This window comes from Chitinimonas koreensis (genome assembly GCF_014353015.1).
Taxonomy (GTDB): Bacteria; Pseudomonadota; Gammaproteobacteria; order Burkholderiales; family Chitinimonadaceae; genus Chitinimonas; species Chitinimonas koreensis.
In genome coordinates, this window is sequence record NZ_CP060704.1 from 2,084,901 (window position 1) to 2,101,080 (window position 16,180).

General features: G+C 69.9%; 9 protein-coding genes, 3 tRNA genes and 1 pseudogene. 5 read left to right on the forward strand and 8 right to left on the reverse strand.

The genetic code is table 11. The features are described 5' to 3' along the window. Window positions 1-190 precede the first annotated feature (190 nt). The 6 genes and pseudogenes from hrpA to H9L41_RS09090 form a co-directional block, all read right to left on the reverse strand. Window positions 191-2,071: pseudogene (gene hrpA, locus H9L41_RS09070) on the reverse strand (ATP-dependent RNA helicase HrpA); the annotation flags it as partial. Window positions 2,072-2,270: 199 nt separating this feature from the next. Then, window positions 2,271-2,444: a hypothetical protein gene (locus H9L41_RS24510; protein WP_265583976.1), complete on the reverse strand. Its 174-nt coding sequence runs from the start codon at window positions 2,442-2,444 to the stop codon at window positions 2,271-2,273. A gap of 83 nt (window positions 2,445-2,527) precedes the next feature. Beyond that, window positions 2,528-4,141: a M3 family metallopeptidase gene (locus tag H9L41_RS09075; protein WP_265583977.1), complete on the reverse strand. Its 1,614-nt coding sequence runs from the start codon at window positions 4,139-4,141 to the stop codon at window positions 2,528-2,530. Between the two features lie 309 nt (window positions 4,142-4,450). Further along, window positions 4,451-4,526: transfer RNA gene (locus tag H9L41_RS09080), tRNA-Asp, on the reverse strand. A gap of 32 nt (window positions 4,527-4,558) precedes the next feature. Continuing rightward, a tRNA-Val gene (locus H9L41_RS09085) sits at window positions 4,559-4,633 on the reverse strand. A gap of 116 nt (window positions 4,634-4,749) precedes the next feature. Then, a tRNA-Asp gene (locus tag H9L41_RS09090) sits at window positions 4,750-4,826 on the reverse strand. Between the two features lie 254 nt (window positions 4,827-5,080). Here H9L41_RS09090 and H9L41_RS09095 point away from each other — a divergent pair. The 5 genes from H9L41_RS09095 to H9L41_RS09115 all read left to right on the forward strand — a co-directional run bounded on the left by H9L41_RS09095 (window position 5,081) and on the right by H9L41_RS09115 (window position 11,134). Then, a complete protein-coding gene (locus tag H9L41_RS09095) occupies window positions 5,081-5,974 on the forward strand; it encodes a type II secretion system protein N (RefSeq protein ID WP_028446655.1) in 894 nt (297 codons plus the stop codon). Between the two features lie 5 nt (window positions 5,975-5,979). Next, the gene (gene gspD, locus H9L41_RS09100; RefSeq protein ID WP_034607127.1) at window positions 5,980-8,145 is read left to right on the forward strand and encodes a type II secretion system secretin GspD; all 2,166 of its coding nucleotides are present in this window, start codon (window positions 5,980-5,982) and stop codon (window positions 8,143-8,145) included. After that, window positions 8,142-9,614 (forward strand): type II secretion system ATPase GspE, encoded by a 1,473-nt coding sequence (gene gspE / locus H9L41_RS09105; protein ID WP_028446656.1) that lies wholly within the window; start codon window positions 8,142-8,144, stop codon window positions 9,612-9,614. Before gspD ends, gspE begins: the two co-directional genes overlap by 4 nt. 250 nt (window positions 9,615-9,864) lie before the next feature. After that, window positions 9,865-10,257: a hypothetical protein gene (locus H9L41_RS09110; protein ID WP_028446657.1), complete on the forward strand. Its 393-nt coding sequence runs from the start codon at window positions 9,865-9,867 to the stop codon at window positions 10,255-10,257. Between the two features lie 22 nt (window positions 10,258-10,279). Next, window positions 10,280-11,134 carry a substrate-binding periplasmic protein gene (locus H9L41_RS09115; protein WP_028446658.1) on the forward strand — a complete coding sequence of 285 codons (855 nt, stop codon included), beginning with the start codon at window positions 10,280-10,282 and terminating at the stop codon, window positions 11,132-11,134. A 33-nt stretch (window positions 11,135-11,167) separates the two neighbouring features. On the opposite strand, the gene H9L41_RS09120 is transcribed toward H9L41_RS09115, so the two are convergent. Both H9L41_RS09120 and H9L41_RS09125 read right to left on the reverse strand, forming a co-directional pair. After that, complete coding sequence (locus tag H9L41_RS09120) at window positions 11,168-13,012, reverse strand: phytase (protein WP_028446659.1); 1,845 nt, start codon at window positions 13,010-13,012, stop codon at window positions 11,168-11,170. Between the two features lie 201 nt (window positions 13,013-13,213). Continuing rightward, the gene (locus H9L41_RS09125; RefSeq protein ID WP_034607129.1) at window positions 13,214-15,733 is read right to left on the reverse strand and encodes a TonB-dependent receptor; all 2,520 of its coding nucleotides are present in this window, start codon (window positions 15,731-15,733) and stop codon (window positions 13,214-13,216) included. Window positions 15,734-16,180: the final 447 nt, after the last annotated feature.

A 16,180-nucleotide genomic window follows, 5' to 3' on the forward strand; every position in this document is an offset into this window, starting at 1 on the left:
CTCTGCCCCTCTCCCGCGTGCGGGAGAGGGCTGGGGTGAGGGTGGTTTGAGCGTGCTGCTCATTTTCAGCCGCCCTCACCCCAACCCCTCTCCCGCGCGCGGGAGAGGGGCTTTCCGTGGCGTGCTTGTCCGCTTCCAGCCCTCGCAAGGAGGACGCCGCGGGGTGCCCGGCGCCTTCGGCGCCACCCTCGCGCAGCCACCCCATGTCGATGACGATCTCCTTCAGCTGCGCATGCAATTCGCGCCACTCGCGCAGGCGCAGATAGCTGAGGAAATGGTCGTGGCAGGCCTGCACCAAGAGCCGGTTGGTCTTCTTGTTGCGCAATTCCTCGTCGAAGAAATGCCAGATGTTGAGCAGCGCCAGGAAATCCGACTTCTCGTCGGCGAAGCGCGCCTGGGCGCGGTCGGCGGCATCGCGCGCCTCGAACGGCCGTTCGCGCGGGTCCTGGATGCTGAGCGCGGCGGCCAGGATCAGCAGTTCGGCGAGGCAGCCCTCGTCGCGGCCGGCCAGCAGCATGCGGCCGATCTTGGGGTCGATCGGCAGCCGCGCCAGTTCCTGGCCCAGCCGGGTCAGCACGCCCTGCTCGTCGACCGCGCCGAGCTCGTGCAGCAGCGCGTAGCCGTCGGCGATCAGCCGGCCCGACGGCGCCTCGATGAAGGGGAAATCCTCGACCCGGCCGAGCTTGAGCGCCTGCATGCGCAGGATCACCGCGGCCAGCGAGGAGCGGACGATCTCCGGGTCGGTGAAGGCCGGCCGGGCGTCGAAATCCTTCTCCGAATAGAGCCGGATGCAGACGCCGGCGGCCACCCGGCCGCAGCGGCCGGCGCGCTGGCGGGCGCTGGCCTGGCTGATCTTCTCGACCTGCAGCTGCTCGACCTTGGCGCGCGGCGAGTAGCGGTTGACGCGGGCCAGGCCCGAGTCGATCACGTACTTGATGCCGGGCACCGTCAGCGAGGTCTCGGCCACGTTGGTCGACAGCACGATGCGGCGGCCGTTGCTCGGCTTGAACACCTTCTGCTGGTCCTCGACGCTCAGGCGCGCGAACAGCGGCACGATCTCGGCGCCCATGATCTTGGCGCGGCGCAGCTCCTCGGCGGTCTCGCGGATCTCGCGCTCGCCGGGCAGGAACACCAGCACGTCGCCGAGGCCGTCGTGGCGCCAGACGTCCTGCACCGCGTCGACCACCGCTTCTTCCATTTCGAGGTCGGCGTCGTCGTCATCGAGCGCGGAGCGCACGGGGCTCGCACCCTCGCCCCTCTGGGGAGAGGGTTGGGATGAGGAGCGCGCGTTAGCGCGCAGTTCCTTGTAGCGGATCTCGACCGGATAGGTGCGGCCGCTGACCTCGATCACCGGCGCGCCGTCGAAATGCTTGCTGAAGCGGTCGGCGTCGATGGTGGCCGAGGTGACGATCACCTTGAGGTCGGGCCGCTTGGGCAGCAACTGGCGCAGGTAGCCGAGCAGGAAGTCGATGTTGAGCGAGCGTTCGTGCGCCTCGTCGACGATCAGCGTGTCGTACTGGTTGAGGAAGCGGTCGGTCTGGGTCTCGGCCAGCAGGATGCCGTCGGTCATCAGCTTGATCAGGCTGAGTTCGGACGACTTGTCGGTGAAGCGCACCTTGTAGCCGACGGTGTCGCCGAGCTCGGTGTTCAGCTCCTGGGCGATCCGCCCCGCCACCGTGCGGGCCGCCAGCCGGCGCGGCTGGGTGTGGCCGATCAGCCCGGCCACGCCGCGGCCGAGCTCCAGGCACAGCTTGGGCAACTGGGTGGTCTTGCCCGAGCCGGTCTCGCCGCAGACGATCACCACCTGGTTGTCGGCGATCGCGCGCAGCAGTTCGTCGCGGCGCTGGTTGACCGGCAGCGCCTCGTCGAAGCGCGGCCGCGGCAGGCGGGCGCGGCGGGCGCCGTACCTGGCCTGCGAGGCGGCGACGGCCTGGGCCAGCTCCTCGGCCTGGCGTTCGGCCGGCTGCTTCTGCTTGAGGCGTTCGCGCAGAGCGCGGGCCTTCTGCCGCAGGCCGTGGCGGTCGCGGAGCAGGCAGGTTTCGAGGGCTTGGTCGAACTGGGCTGGAAGCATGGTGCAGCAAGGGCGGAGCGGGAAAGGCGGGATTTTAGTGCCTTATGGCTCGATGGCGCTCGTGTGTGTTCGACTTGTGGGCGAGGGCGGACGCCGGCCGAATGCAGGAGCGGCTTCAGCCGCGAATGGCGGCAGCGATGGCTGCACCATTCGCGGCTGAAGCCGCTCCTGCAGGGGCCTGCCTATATCTATGTAGCGATCACTGCACGGCGGCCGGATAGCGCTCCGCCACCCAGCGCTCGAACTGCGCGCACATGGCGTCGTCCGATTCGCCGTTGTCGGCCAGCACGGTGTCGCCGTCGACGATGCGGATCACCGCGTCGAGCGCGCCGAGGCCGCCCTGCGCTTCGCCGCGCGCCTCGGCGGCCGCCATGCTGCGCTGCGCCTCGGCCCAGGCCTCTTCGCTCGACAGATTGCACTGGCCGGCCAGGTAGCGCGCCGAGAAGCCCTCGCCGGTCAGCCGGCGCAGCGTGGCGTCGTGGTCGATGCTGTTGCCCGGACCCCAGTAGTGCTCGGCCAGCAGGGGCCGATGGCCGGGTTGTCGGTCAGGTAGCTGTACTGGCGCAGGAAGAAGGCGCGCGTCTGGTAGACCGCCATATGGGCCAGCAGGTAGCCGTGGTAGGCGGCCGCCGCTTCCTGGTTCAACAGGTGCGGGATCGCCAGGATCGGCCGCGGCGCGCCCTGGGCCAGGCCCTGGATGCGCGCCTCGCTGTCGCGCGCCAGCGCCAGCACCGCCTCGGGCTGCAGCGCGGCGTCGTCGAGCTGGTACAGCGCGCGCTCGAAGTAGGCCACCACCGCGATGCTGCGCTCCTCCAGCGCCATGAAAGGCTGGCGCGATTCGATGCGGGCGCGGATCAGCTCGTCGGGCATGGCCGCGCCGGCGGCATCGCGCGCATAGCGCTTGAGCCAGTCGGCGTCCTCCAGCAGGCTGTCGCAGAACATCGATTGCGTCTCGGCATAGGCCATCGAGGTCGGCGCGAACTCCTGCGAGAAGCACGGCGAATTCTGCGTCACGTTGGCGAAGTGGGCGGCGTGGCCGCCTTCGTGGAACAGCGTGTTGAGCGCGCGCCAGCCGCTGCCGGCCTGGTCGGGCTTGGCCTCGGCGGTGAAGTTGATGCGGCCCGGCACCCAGCGGCCCCGGTCGTCGAAGTGCGACGGCATCGGGCCGTGGCAGAAGCCGTTCTGGTACTTGCCGCGGCGTTCGAGCAGGTCCAGCTGCATGGTCGCGCCGCGGAAGGCGATGCCGAGCCGGCGGAAGCTGTCGACCCAGCGCTGCAAGCCCTTGCCGAACGGCAGGTAGGGGTCCATCCGGCGCAGCACGTCGCCGTTCATGTGGAAGCGCAGGTTCCACGGCGCCAGCGCGTCCTCGCCCTTGTCGGCCGCAAGCGCCTCGAGGGCGCACCGGTTGGCGTCTCGGGTGGCGGCCTCGAAGTCGTCGAGGATGACGAACAACTGCTCGGGCGACATGTTCTCGTTCTTGCGCACCTTGTAGTCGAAGTAGTCGCGGTAGCCGAGCGCGCGGGCGAAGCGGTTGCGCAGCCGCACGATGTCGAGGAAGCCGTTGTCGAGCACCCAGCGCTCGAGCCGGCGATAGGCCGCCAGCGAGCTCTTGCGGGCGGTCTCGTCCGGGTTCATGGCCAGGTTGGTGGCCAGCATCGACAGCGAGGCCTCCTCGGTCTCGCCCTGCTCGTTGACGTGTTCGAGCAGCAGCTCCTTGCGGCGGGCGAACAGGTCGGCCTCGGCCTCGATCAGCTCGCGCATCAGCACGCGCGCCTCGTCGTTGTCGACGATATTGCTCTCGAACAGCGCGAGCCAGCCCTTGAGGCCGTGCAGCAGCGCATCGCGCTCGGCGCCGGCCGGTTCGGCTTCGACCGCGGCCAGCTGGCGGCGGGTCTCGGCCAGCAGGGCCGGGTCGGAGATGAAGTCCTTGTAGGCCTGCTCGGCGCGGGCGAAGCCGGCGTGGTCGTCGCTGGTCCCCATATAGGTGGACCAGAACAGGTTTTCCTTGGTCTCGTGGACCTCGAGGTAGTCGCGGTTCAGTCGTTCGAAGAACGTGCGGGCGCTTTCCATGGTATGGGCACTCGGCTGGCGAAATGGGGTAGGCAGGATAGCAGCGGGCGCGGCGGCGAACGCGGCTGCTCGCGCCGCTGTTGTCTTCGCGCCAATCGCGGGTGCTAGAGATCAAGTGTTGAGGATGCGAGTGCCCGGCAGAAGCGACAGGTTCAGCGAGCAGGACCGTATATAAGATGCGCCGCGAGCGCAGCGAGGCTCCCTCGCGGCGGCGAGGGCGGGGGAGTAGGAATAGATCACGGCGCGGGCCGCAGGCCACGCCAGCACAAAGAAAAAGCCCAGTCCGAAGACTGGGCTTTTTCTTTGTGCTGGCGGAGTGGACGGGACTCGAACCCGCGACCCCGGCGTGACAGGCCGGTATTCTAACCAACTGAACTACCACTCCTATGCTTCGAACCTTGCGGTTCTCGGCTGACTTGGTGGGCGATACTGGGATCGAACCAGTGACCCCTGCCGTGTGAAGGCAGTGCTCTACCCCTGAGCTAACCGCCCGAAATCCGTGTTTCCGATTTCGGAAAGACGCGCATTTTTCCACGCGTCCCGAGTTGCGTCAAGTCATTCGCTTCTCGGTAGATCGCTGCAGTTCACTGCAACAACCTCAGTATTCTTGGCGGAGCGGACGGGACTCGAACCCGCGACCCCCGGCGTGACAGGCCGGTATTCTAACCAACTGAACTACCGCTCCGCGCGGCTCGCTGCGACTGGCGTCGTTGCAAGGGGCGGATTAAACACGGCTTTTCGGACCGTGTCAAACACCGCCGCACGATTTCGCGAATTTCATGCCGGCGGCGGCAAATCATGACGGTGTGATGGCAGCCCGGGATGCTTGCTGCTATAAATGCCGCCTCAAATTTGGCGTTCATGAACCTTTTGCCCGTTTACGTTCGGTAGTCCGGCCTCGTCCGATTACCTCCGATCACGCCCGCGACCCCCATCCGAATGATCGTCTCCCTTCCCGCATCGCCCTGGTTCTACCGCTGCCTGAACGCTGCGCTGCTGCTCGTCGTGGCCTGGCTGCTGGCGGGCCTGGTCTGGCTGGCGCTCACGCCGCGCGCCTTGCCGCCGGTGGCGGCGCCCGCGCTGGCCGCCGCGCCGCGCGCGGTGCTCGACCTGTCTCCGCTCAATGCCCTGTTCGCCCCGCCGCCGTCCGGCGACATGGCGCCGTCTACGCTCGACTATAAGCTGCGCGGCGTGATCGCCAGCGGCACGCCGTTCGCCGCCGCGGTATTCGAGAAGCCGGGCCAGGCGCCGCTGGCGGTGCGCAAGGGCGACGAGCTCGAATCGGGCGTGCGGCTGGCCGAGGTCAATTCCGATCACGCGGTGGTCGACAACCGCGGCCGCCGCGAGCGGCTCGAACTCGACGCCAAGCCGGCCGCCCAGGGCGTGCTGCCGGCCGACACGCCGCCGCCCCAGGTCGAGCCCGGCCTGATCGCGCCGGCGCCGCCGTCCTTGCCGCCGCCGCCGCAGGTCCAGCAGCAGGTCCATCGCGAACCGCCCTCGCGCGGCATGCGCCGCGGCGGCGACGAGCGCGTATTGAACCGGACCGCGCTGGCCGGCGGCATGCAGAGCCTCAACGTCACCGAATGGGCGCGCGGCCTGGCCGACGCCGAGGGCGGCGGCGTGACCGTGGCCAATGCCTCGGCCCAGCCGCTGGCCGGCCCGCTCGGCCTGCAGAGCGGCGACGTGCTCAAGTCGGTCAACGGTGCGCCGATGGGCCGCACCAACGATATCTCGGCGCTCTATGCAGCGTTCAGCAACGCGCCCACCGTCACCATCGAACTCGTGCGCAACGGCAGCCCCGTGACCTTGCGCTATCGCATCGAGGCCCAATGAGCCCTATGAAAAAGCTGAAGACCCTCGCTCTCGCAGTCCTCCTGGCCGGCCAAGTCATGGCGGCGGACGACAAGGTGATGCTCAACTTCGTCAATTCGGACATCGAATCGACGGTCAAGGCGGTCGGCCTGATCACCGGCAAGAATTTCGTGCTCGATCCGCGCGTGAAGGGCACGGTCAACATCGTCTCGTCGAGCCCGGTGGCGCGCGGCGAGGTCTACGAGATCCTCTTGTCGGCCCTGCGGCTGCAGGGCTTCGCGGTGGTCGAGACGGCCGGCGCGGTGCGCGTGGTGCCCGAGGCCGACGCCAAGCAGAACTACGGCCTGACCGTGAACCGCAAGCTCGGCGTCGGCGGCGACCGCATCATCACCCAGGTCTATCCGCTCAAGCACGAGTCGGCCGCCCAGCTGGTGCCGATCCTGCGCCCCCTGATCACGCCGAACAACTCGATCGCCGCCTATCCGGGCTCGAACGTGCTGGTGATCACCGACTACGCCGACAACGTGCGCCGGCTCAACCAGATCGTGGCCAACATCGACCAGCCGGCCGCGGCCGACCTGGTCACGCTGCCGCTCAAGTACGCCTCGGCGGTCGACGTGGCGCAGATGATCGGCCGGCTGATGCCGGAGGTCAGCGTGTCGGGCGTGGCGGTGCAGGCGGCGATGCCGGGCGCCCAGCTCGAGGGCGTGCGCAAGACCGCGCTGGTGGCCGACGTGCGCGCCAACACGCTGATCGTCCGCGGCGACAACCCGGCCCACCTGGCGCAGATCCGCAAGATCGCCGAGGGCCTCGACCAGCCCGGCGCGGCCGGCGGCAACATCCACGTGATCTACCTGAAGAACGCCGACGCGACCAAGCTGGCCGCCACCCTTAAGGCGATCCTGACCGGCGGCGACGTGCCGCAGACCCAGTCGGGCAGCTTCACCAGCGTCACCTCGAGCGGCGGCGCCGGCGGTACCGGCGGCGTCGCCACGCCGTCGGCGCCGGCCAGCAGCGCGGTGTCGCTCGGCGGCAGCGGCGGCGGCCAGGTGGCGCCCGGCGTGGCGGTACAGGCCGATCCGACCACCAATGCGCTGATCGTGACCGCGCCGGACAACGTCTACAACAACCTGCGCTCGGTGATCGACAAGCTCGACGTGCGCCGTGCCCAGGTCTACGTCGAGGCGATGATCGCCGAGGTGTCGGTCGACCGCGGCGGCGAGTTCGGCATCCAGTGGCTGCTCGGCGGCGGCAACAATTCGGTCAACGGCGTCGGCATGTCCAACCTCGGCTCCGCCGCCAGCGGCACCAGCCTGGGCTCGGTGGCCGCCGCCCTCGCCACCAAGAGCTACGGCTCGCTGCCGGCCGGCCTGATGCTCGGCGTGGTCAACGGCTCGCTCAGCGGCGACGGCAAGCAGCCTACGCTCGGCGCCATCGCCACCGCGATCGAGAGCCACGGCGACGGCAACGTGCTGTCGACGCCCAACCTGCTGACGCTGGACAACGAGGAAGCCAGCATGATCGTGGGCCAGAACATCCCGATCGTGACCGGCACCCAGTCGTCGACCGGCAGCAACCAGAATCCGTTCACCACCGTCACCCGCGAAGACATCGGCATCAAGCTCAAGATCAAGCCGCAGGTGTCCGAGGGCGGCGCGATCACGCTGCAGGTGTCGCAGGAGGTGTCGAGCATCGACGCCACGGTGAATACCTCGGGCACCGGCATCGCCACCAAGAAGCGTTCGATCGACAACAAGGTGCTGGTCGACGACGGCCAGATCATCGTGCTGGGCGGCCTGATCGAGAACAAGGTGACGCAGACCGACAGCAAGGTGCCGCTCTTGGGCGACATCCCGCTGCTGGGCAACCTGTTCCGCTACGAGAAGCGCACCAACAACCGCACCAACCTGATGGTGTTCCTGCGCCCGGTGATCCTGCGCGACGGCCAGGGCGCGGCGGCGCTGAGCGCCGAGCGCTACCAGCTCTTGCAGGACGCCCAGATCGGCTACCAGCCGGAGAACCGCTGGATGCTGCCGACGCTGCCCAAGGTGGTGCTGCCGGCCTACGACACCAAGCAGGGCAAGGCGGTGGCGCCGATCATGGGTTCGGCCCCGGCGCCGGGCGCGATCCCGGCCGCGCCGCAGCAGGAACCCGCATCCAAGACCCCGGCCGAGCCGGCCGCCAAGCCATGAGCTACCCGCGTCTCGCCAATTACGGCTTCGCCCGCAACCGCGGCGTGGTCGACATCGCCGAGCGCGACGGCTCGGTCGACGTGCTGCTGCGCGAAGGCGCCGACCTGACCGGCCTGATGGAATTGCGCCGCATGCTGGGCAAGCCGGTCAACGTCGAGCGCATCGCCGCGGCGGCGTTCGACGCGCGGCTGGCCCAGCTGTTCTCGCGCAGCGACAGCCATTCGGCCGACGTGGCCGAGGACGTCGCCGCCGACATGGACCTGACCCGGCTGGCGCAGGACCTGCCGGCGATCGAGGATCTGCTCGAAGCCGAGGACGACGCGCCGATCATCCGGCTGATCAATGCGCTGTTGACCGAATCGCTGCGCGAGGGCGCTTCCGACATCCATATCGAGCCGTTCGAGACGCGCTCGGTGGTGCGCTTCCGCATCGACGGCAAGCTGCGCGACGTGATCGAGCCGAAGCGCCAGTTGCACGCCGCCATCGTGTCGCGCATCAAGGTGATGGCCAATCTCGACATCTCGGAGAAGCGGCTGCCGCAGGACGGCCGCATCACGCTGCGCATCGCCGGCCGGCCGGTCGACGTGCGGGTGTCGACGCTGCCGACCGGCCATGGCGAGCGCGCCGTGCTGCGCCTCTTGGACAAGTCGGCCGGCCGGCTCGACCTGGTCAAGCTCGGCATGGCCGGCCGCACGCTGGAGACCATGCAGAAGCTGGTCGCCGAGCCGCACGGCATCGTGCTGGTGACCGGCCCGACCGGCTCGGGCAAGACCACCACGCTGTACGCCGCGCTGGCCTCGATGGATGCGGCCACCACCAACATCATGACGGTGGAAGACCCGATCGAGTACGACCTCGACGGCGTCGGCCAGACCCAGGTCAACGCGCGCATCGACATGAGCTTCGCCCGCGCGCTGCGGGCGATCCTGCGGCAGGATCCGGACGTGATCATGATCGGCGAGATCCGCGACCTGGAGACCGCCCAGATCGCGGTGCAGGCCTCGCTGACCGGCCACCTGGTGCTGGCCACCATCCACACCAACGACGCGCCCGGCGCGGTGACGCGGATGGTCGACATGGGCATCGAGCCCTTCCTGCTGGCCTCCTCGCTGATCGGCGTGCTGGCGCAGCGGCTGTACCGCCAGCTGTGCCCCTCGTGCAAGCGGCCCTACCAGCCGGACGAGGCCGAGATCGCGCTGCTCGGGCTCGAGCACGCGCAGCCGCTCTACCACGCGGTCGGTTGCGAGCATTGCAACCAGCTCGGCTACAAGGGCCGCGCCGGCATCTACGAGCTGCTGACGGTCGACGACGAGATCCGCCACCAGATCCACGACGGCGCCAGCGAGGCGCGCATGCGCGAGTACGCCACGCGGCAGGGCATGACCAGCCTGCGCAGCGACGGCCTGGCGCAGGTGCGGGCCGGCCGGACCACGCTCGAGGAAGTGCTGCGGGTGACGCGCGACGGCTGATCGCGCCGATGTCCGGCCCGGCCGGGTAGAGCGGCTTCGGCCGGAATGGCCGAGGCCGTCCCGGCGGCTTGTTCGCGGCGGTTCTTCGGGCGGCAGTTCACGGTTGGAGCGGTTGCCGTCGATCGGCGATTCGCGGCTGGAGCCGCTCCGCGGCGCGATGCGATGACCGGCCACGGTCGGGCATGCGCGGCGGTCGGGCGGCGCTAGAATGGTAGGAGCGCCGGCCACGGCGATGTCCGCAGGGGGATACATGTTCGGAATCAGGAAGAAGGAAGCCTACGCCACCGTCGTCTGCAAGGGCGCCAAGCTCGATGGCCGCGCGGTGCAGGCATTGCTGATCCGCGATCTGGACCTGCCCGAGATCGTCAAGCAGGTCGACAAGCTCGAGATCTGCACCCGGGTCTCGTTCGGCCGCATCTACCAGAAGCCCGGCTCGCTGCTCGAGGAGAACGATCCCGAGGACCAGGGCTATTCGGCGCGCTACGACAAGATCACCAAGTCGATCGGCGTCAACCTGCGGCAGGGCTTCATGCGCCAGACGCTGGTGTTCGCGACGCGCGAGCCGCAGGCGCTGTGCGCCGAGCTCGGCCTGTCGCTCGAGGTGGAGGCGCCGCCGGCGCCGTCCGAGCCGACCGTGAGTTGATGCGTCGCAGGGGAGTGATGGCGTGTCGGTCCGAACACAGCACTTCGTATTCAATATTTCCGCCGCCGCGCTGCTGGCCGGCATGGCCTTGCCGGCCGCGGCCGACCCTACCCGCTGCGAGCGCGTCTGGCGGCTCGGCTATACCTTCCGCTGGGCCGACGGCAGCGGCGCCGGCTCGGTGCGCGGGGTCGACTACGACCTGATCGCGCTGCTGGCGCAGCGCGCATCCGGCTGCCCGATGATCCAGGTCCAGCTGCCGCTCACGCGCGTGCTCAAGCAGATCGAGAGCGGCGAGATCGACGTCAACGGCCAGAAGGTCTGCACCCCCGAACGCGGCCGCTACGCCTGGCTGCTGCCCTATCTGCGCGGCAAGAACCACGTGCTGTTCCGGCGCGACCGCGGCGTGGCCGAATCGGCCGAGGCGGCGCTGGGCGACGACGGGCTCAGCATCGGCATCGTCCGCGGCGGGGTCTACGGCGCGGCCTACGATGCCCAGATCGCCCGCCTGCGCGCGGCCGGCCGCATCGTCGAGGTGCCCGACCTCGACACCCTCTACCACCAGTTCCGCATCGGCCGGTTCGGCGCCATCGTGTCGACGCCGCCGACCTATGTCGCGATGCTCGGCGAGCGCTACCTGCGCGAATCGGTGCGGGTGGTCGACTGGGCGCCGGGCGAGCCGGTCTACCCGGTCTGCCTGCTGCTGTCGCGCAAGCGTTTCAGCGCCGACCAGGCCGCCCGGATCGCCGAGGTGCTGCAGGGCATGCGGCGCGACGGCAGCATCCAGCGCATCGTCGAGCGCTACCTCGGCGCCGCGGCGGCGCGCGATCTGGTCTTGCCGGCCGATGTGCCGGCGATGCTGGAATTGCCGGTGCCTTGACGGCCTCACGCACGGGGCCTGTCTTCCCCGATCTCAGCGTTCCCCCTCCAGCCCCAGCGCCCGCGAAATCTCCGCCCACGGCACGTACTTGAAGTTCTGCGCGCCGTCCGGCAGCCGCTTGTGGCCGTCCTGCACCACCAGCATCCCCTGTTCCCAGCCCGCGCCGAGCGGCGCCGAGGTCACGTCGAGGCCGTCGGTCTCCGAGCCGGCGTCGATGCCGCGCGCCGCGTCGATGCCGACGCGGAAGGCGCCGCGGTAGCGGTAGGGTGGGGCGGCGTCGAGCACCACGTAGCTGTCGTTGCCCTGGCTCGACACCACCAGGTAGCTGCGCTTCGCGCCGTGGTACAGCGCCATGCCCTCGACGTCGGCGGTGATCTTCTCGCCGACCGGCAGGATCAGCCGCGGCGTGGCCGGCGCCGGCCCGCCGCCGTCGGCGCGCGCCGAGGCCACCCAGACGCCGCGGTCCTCTTCGCCGAAGAACAGCGTGCCGCTGCGGTCGTCGGCGACGCAGCCCTCGGGCTGGGTGCGGGTGGCGAAGCGGCGCAGCAGGCGGCCTTTCAGTTCGTCGCCGGCCAGCTCGATGCGGTAGTGCTGGAACACGCCGTCCTTGTCGTTGACGAAGGCCTCGAGCCCGCCCTCGGCCGGCCGGTAGAGGCAGACGCCGTAGATGTCCTTGAGCCCGGTGGCGATGCGCGCGCGTTCGCTCACCGTGCCGTCGGCATCGATGCCGAACACCACCAGCGACAGGTCGTCGCGCTGGGTGGCGACCGCCAGGTCCAGCGTGCGCGCGCCGAAGCGCACCTGCTGGCGCAGGTCGACGTTGTTGACGCGGCCGACCGGCAGCAGCTGGCGTTCGCGGCCGTCGAGGTCGTAGACCAGGAGGCCCTGCTTCTTGTTGGTGGCCAGTACGCGGCTCGATTGCGGCGCGGTCGGATGCACCCAGATGGCCGGATCGTCGGCGGCGTCGCCGAGCCGGGCGACCGGATCGGTCTGCACCCGCGGCAGCACGATCGGCAACTCGGCCGGCCGCGCCGGCGCGCGCCAGGCCAGTGGTTGCGGCTGCCAGCGCGTCTCGCCGACCCGGCTCCACAGCGCGCCGGCCGGCTGGCCGGCGGCCAGCTGGCTGCGTGCCGCGGCATAGGCCTGGCGGCCCTGCAGGCGCCAGCTCGTGCCGTCCTGGCGCCATAGCTGCAGCTCGCGGCCGGCCTTGTCCAGCACGGCCACGCCGCCGGGCAGCGCCGCCAGCGCGGCGACGCCGCCGTCGAGCCGGCCCCACGGCCGCCGCAGCGTGACCGGCTGGCGCAGCACCTTGCGCTCGGCATCGGCCGGGTAGGCCCAGACGCCGAAGTCCATCTCGGCCAGGTAGAGCTGGCCCTGCGCGTCGTCGACGCTGCAGGCCTCGACGCCGGGCGGCAGCGACAGCGTGCGCAGCTGGCGGGGCGCCGGGCCGTCGAGCAGCCATTGCTCGGCCTGCCCGTCCTCGCCGAGCAGGAACAGGTGGCGCAGCCGCTGCGGATCGCGGTAGAGGCACAGCGCCTCGACCTTGAAGCGGCTCGGCGGCAGCGCCGGCAGGCGTTCGATGCGGCCGGCGGCGAGGTCGATGCGCAATGGCTGGGCGGCCTGGCTGGCGCTGTCCATCACCACCGCCAGCGTCTCGCCGTCGGCGCTGCGCAGGTCCAGCCCGTCGCTGCGCAATGTCAGCGCGGCGCGTTCGCGGCCGGCGGCATCGGTCAGCCGCAGCGCCTGCTTGGTCTGCACCAGCCAGCCGCCGTCGGGCAGGGCGGCGATCCGGACGGCGTCGGGGAAGTCGGGCGCGGCCGCGTGGGCGAAGCCGCCGGGCAGCAGGGCGGCGAGGATGAGCGCAAGGTTGGATCGCATGGTCGTTTGTCTTGTCTTGACTGTCTGGTAGCGGAACCCCGCGGCGGGGCGGGGACCGGAGATGCCTGGTGCGCCGGTTGCGGCCATACGCCGATCGAGGCGTCGTGTAGGAGCGGCTTCAGCCGCGAACAGGTCGGTCGTGCCGGTCGCCATTCGCGGCTGAAGCCGCTCCTACGGTAGTCGGCCAAGCCCGGGGATGGCTCAGTACAGCGAGAACTTCAGCCCGACCTTGAAGCTGCGGCCGTAGGTCTCGTACTGCGCGTTGTGCCGTGCCGAGCCGGTATACACGTAGTAGGGCTCGTCGCGCAGATTCAGCGCCTCGAAGCTCAGCTGGACTTGCCTGGTGAGCATGTAGCGCGCCGAGAAGTCGATCTGGGTCTGGGCGTCGACATAAAGATCGTGGCGCGCATCGAGCAGGTCGCCGACCTCGAGCAGGTAGGCCGACTTGTAGTTGGCCGCCAGCCGCAGGCTCAGCGGGTCGGCCTCGTAGCCGAGCGCCAGGTTGCCGCTGCGGTTGGACTGGCTGGGCAGCGGGATGTCGCGGTTCAGCGTGCGGCCGGCGTCGGCGTCGAAGCGGCCGATGCTGGCGCGCGAGCGGGTCCAGGTGCCGTTGGCGATCAGGATCAGGCCGTTCCACGGCGCCGGCAGGCTGCGCAGCTGCTGGGTGTAGTTCAGCTCCAGTCCGTGCAGCCTGGCCTTGTCGCCGTTGGCGAAGGTGACGGCCTCGTCGAAATCCATCCAGCGGCCGCTGCCGGCCAGGTCGGTCTGGTAGACGAAGTTCTTGATGTCCTTGTCGAACACGTAGGCCGACAGCGTGCCGGACGGCCCGATGCGGTGCTCGATGCCGAGGTCGAGGTTGCGCGACTTCAGCGCTTCCAGCGCCGGATTGCCGAAGCTGGCTTCGTCGCCGTCGATCACGAAGCCCGGCGCCAGTTGGCCGAAGGTGGGCCGCACCACCGAATGGGTCCAGGCGGCGCGCAGGCTGGTGGCGTCGTCGAAATCGTGGCGCAGGTGCAAGGCCGGCAGCCAGTGGCGGTCCTTGTGCTCGGTATGGCTGGCGACGAAGTCGCCGTCGTCGAGGCCGGTGCCGTCGGCGCGGCGGCGCGTACCCTCGTAGCGCACGCCGGCCAGCAGCCGCCACGGGCCGTCGCTCAACGTGCCTTGGAGGTAGGCGGCGTCGATGTCCTCGCGGATATTGAAATCGTTGACGCGCGAATCCTCCTCGTTGGCATAGTCGGCGCGCGGCAGGCCGTTCATCAGCCGGCGCACCGCGTCGGCGTCGATGCGCGGGCCGAAGGCGCCGAGCTTCCAGTCGGTGTTGCCGCGGCTGAAGTTGGCCAGCGACAGCTGCTCGTCGTCGAAGCCGGCCTCGTCGAGGTCCTCGAACTGCCACACGTCCTCGTCGACCGTCTTCTCGCGCCGGCTCAGCTTGCCGCCGAACTTGAGCTTGAGCACCGCGTCGCCGACGGCCAGGTCGCGGCCCAGGTCCAGCCGCAGATTGCGTTCGGTGTCGCGCGTCTTGCTGCGCGTCAGCTCGATCTCGTCGAGCTGGTAGGCGGCCGCGTCCATCAGCGCGGCCGGGCCGGACAGCGCCGGCCGGCGGCTGTCGCGGAAGCCCACGTCGGCGAAGTCGTCGGTACCGGCGAAGACCGCGCCGGAAATCTCGTCCGGCGTGTCCTCGCCGGCACGGCTGGCGGCGGCCGCCAGTTGCAGCTTCCAGTCGCCCAGCCGGCGCTCGGTGCCGACGGTCAGCGATTCGATCTTCTGCGTCTCCTTGCGCGATTTCAGCTCGCGCGCGGCCTCGGCGTCGCCGGCTTCGCCCTCGGCCTGGGCGTCGTCGAATTCGATCACGTGGGCCTGGCGCTCTTCGCTGTCGCTGTAGCGGCTCAGCAGCGTGCGCAGGTAGTAGCGCTCGCCGGCGGCCGGCTTGAAATCGAGGTTGAAAGCGGCGCCCATGCGCTCGCGGGTGATCAGGTAGTCGCGCCGCTCGAATTCCTCCAGCAGCGCCGCGCCGTCGTCGGCGAAGTCCCAGCTGCCGCCGGTCTCGATATTGGCCGAGCCGAACTTGCGCTTCTCCCAGTTCAGGCCCAGCGCCAGGCCCAGCCGGCCGTCGGCGAAGCGGTCGGCCCAGGTGGCGGCCAGCTTGGGGCTGGTCTTGCCGGTGTGCTGGTCGCGGTGGGCCTCGGCCTCGATCGACAGCAGCCGGCCGGGCTGGTCGAAGGCCGACAGCGTCTTCACCTCGACCGTGCCGCCGAGCGAGTTGGCGTCCTGCTCGGGCGACAGCGTCTTGCGCACCTCGAGCGCGCGGATCAGCGCCGACGGGATCACGTCGAGCATCACCGCGCGGCGCTCGCTCTCGGGCGAGGGCACCAGGCTGCCGTTGATGGTGACGCTGTTGAAGTCGGGCCCGAGGCCGCGCACCCGGATGTAGCGGCCCTCGCCCTGGTCGCGCTCGACCGAGACGCCGGGCACCCGCTGCAGCGCCTCGGCCGCGTTGGTATCGGGCAGCGCGCCGATGGCGTCGGCGTGCACCACGCTGACGATGGCGTCGTCGGCCTGCTGCAGGTCGAGCGCGCTGCGGATGCGGGCGGCCTGGCCGACCACGGTGATCGATTCGACCGGGCCGGCGTCGGCTGCCCAGGCGCCCTGCATCAGGCCGGCGAGGCAGGCGGCCAGGACGGTACGGTGTGCCGGTGCGGCCGGCATGTGCTTGGTCTTCATTTTCGGCATTTCCCTCGATGCGCTCGATGGGCCGGGCGGCCCGTCGCGGTTCGGGGCGAGAAGCTAGGGCGGCGAGGTTGCGGTTTCGTGACGCACGGGGCGTGTAATCCATTGAAATCAAGGATTTGGAGCGGATTTGCGGGTGTGGTGAGCTGATTTGCCGGTGGCGCGGCTGCCTGCCGACCGGGAACGGCGCCTAGCGGCCCGCACGCGTGGGAGCGATCGGTCGAATCGAGGCAAGTCGATGATCCGATTGGGAAAACGCTGTGGGGAAGGGCGAGGGGCATGGCCGAAGCGGAGCGCTGCCGGCCGTGTATCCGCGGCCTTGGCCGCGCCGGGTATGCGCCGCACCGCAATACCGTGTGAGCCGAATTGACCCCACCCCCGCGATGCAATCGCCCTGCCATCTGTACGCGCTAATCTGCGCCGCCATCGGCCCTCGCGGCC